A 1,598-nucleotide genomic window follows, 5' to 3' on the forward strand; every position below is an offset into this window, starting at 1 on the left:
GATGATATTAACAAAGCTAATATTTTCTTAATGACTATCTATAGAGATGAAAACGAAAATTTAGATTTAAACGAGTTCAATGAATTATTTAAAATTGTTGTACAACATAAAATGGTCAATATTTGTGCTAATCCTGACCTTGGAATAAATCAGCACAGTGTTTATAGATATTGTAGCGGCTATTATGCTGAAAAAATAAAGCAGCTTGGTGGAAAAGTAATTTATAGCGGTAAGCCATATGAAGAAATATATAGCAAGATTTTAAAAGAATGTCATAATACCCCTAAGAATCGTATGTTAATGATTGGGGACACTTTTTACACCGATATACTTGCTGCAAATCGCCTGGGTATAGACTCTGGCCTAGTGTTAACCGGAAATTCTAGAGAATATCACATTAATTTTGATAATATTGAAGAAAAACTAGATAGTTTAACGAAAGCTGCTGCTAAACAATCGATTACACCTAGTTTTGTTGTTGATTTATCTTGAATAGCTTTGCCGTCATTGCGAGAAAAACTGTAAGTTTTGACGAAGCAATCTCGTGCTAAAGTCCTGAGATTGCCACGCTCCTTTTAGTCGCTCGCAAATGACGGAAACCTATATATGCCCTTGCAATGACGTTAAAACAACAACTCTATTGATATTTTACTTATAATCTGCTATAGAGTAAAACTTAAGCGGTCGTGGCGGAATTGGTAGACGCGCAGCATTGAGGGTGCTGTTCTGTAAAAAGATTGGAAGTTCAAGTCTTCTCGACCGCACCATTCACCGTTTTTCACAAAGTCAAATTAGCGACTTCTTGCTGCAGGTTGCTCTTTTGTTCTGAGGTCACTGCCTTAAAACTTTTCTGTTTTAACACTTCAGATTTTATATTTACTCCTAAGTTCTTCTTGTTAGCAGATGTTTGTGCTAATTATATACTCCTGATAAATGAAAAGGAGTTAAAATAAAAACTATTGCTTATTTGTACTCTGTGATTTATATTGATTAGCAAATTGTACACAATTCTGTGCCAAGCCTAACTAAATCAGTTTTAAATAATTATAATTAACTAAGTCTAATAAACTATTAGGTAAATAGGTTATGCCTAATTTCAATATATTTAAAAGCATCTTACCTGATCATCACGATCAATTTGCTGAAATTTTTGATCAAATTAATAATCTGATCGAAGATCACAATTATGATGCTGCTGCAAGCAGGCTGGCCAAACTTCATTATGCCGATTTAGCGGATTTCTTAGATAATCTTAACAATAAAACATATAAAATAATTATTCCCTTATTACAGGATGAAATTAAGCCTGAAACGTTAGTATCGTTAAATGCTTATAGTAAACCTCTAATAATAGAAACTTTAGGCATAAAAAAATCTGCAGAATTAATCAATAAGCTAGTTATAGAAGATGCTATTGAAGTAGTAATCGATCTAGACGATGATATAAAAGACCTTATCCTAAGTAATCTCACTAAAGAAAAAAAACACCAAATTACCGTAGGTTGTACATATCCTGAAATACGGTAGGTAGAGTAATTGAGCGAGATTTTATTAATCTTCAAGAAGATGGACGGTCGAGGAATCATTAAATTTTATCA

At 32.5% G+C, this 1,598-nt stretch carries 1 protein-coding gene, 1 tRNA gene and 1 pseudogene; all 3 read left to right on the forward strand.

Annotated features, from left to right (window positions below; all coding sequences use genetic code 11):
* On the forward strand, window positions 1–492 hold a 492-nt coding region (locus REIS_RS06320), incomplete at its 5' end, for a TIGR01459 family HAD-type hydrolase (protein WP_040614720.1).
* A gap of 188 nt (window positions 493–680) precedes the next feature.
* Window positions 681–767, forward strand: a tRNA-Leu gene (locus REIS_RS06325).
* A 319-nt stretch (window positions 768–1,086) separates the two neighbouring features.
* Window positions 1,087–1,598, forward strand: a pseudogene (locus REIS_RS06330) (magnesium transporter MgtE N-terminal domain-containing protein); the annotation flags it as partial.

Source organism: Rickettsia endosymbiont of Ixodes scapularis (genome assembly GCF_000160735.1).
Classification (GTDB): Bacteria; Pseudomonadota; Alphaproteobacteria; order Rickettsiales; family Rickettsiaceae; genus Rickettsia; species Rickettsia tamurae.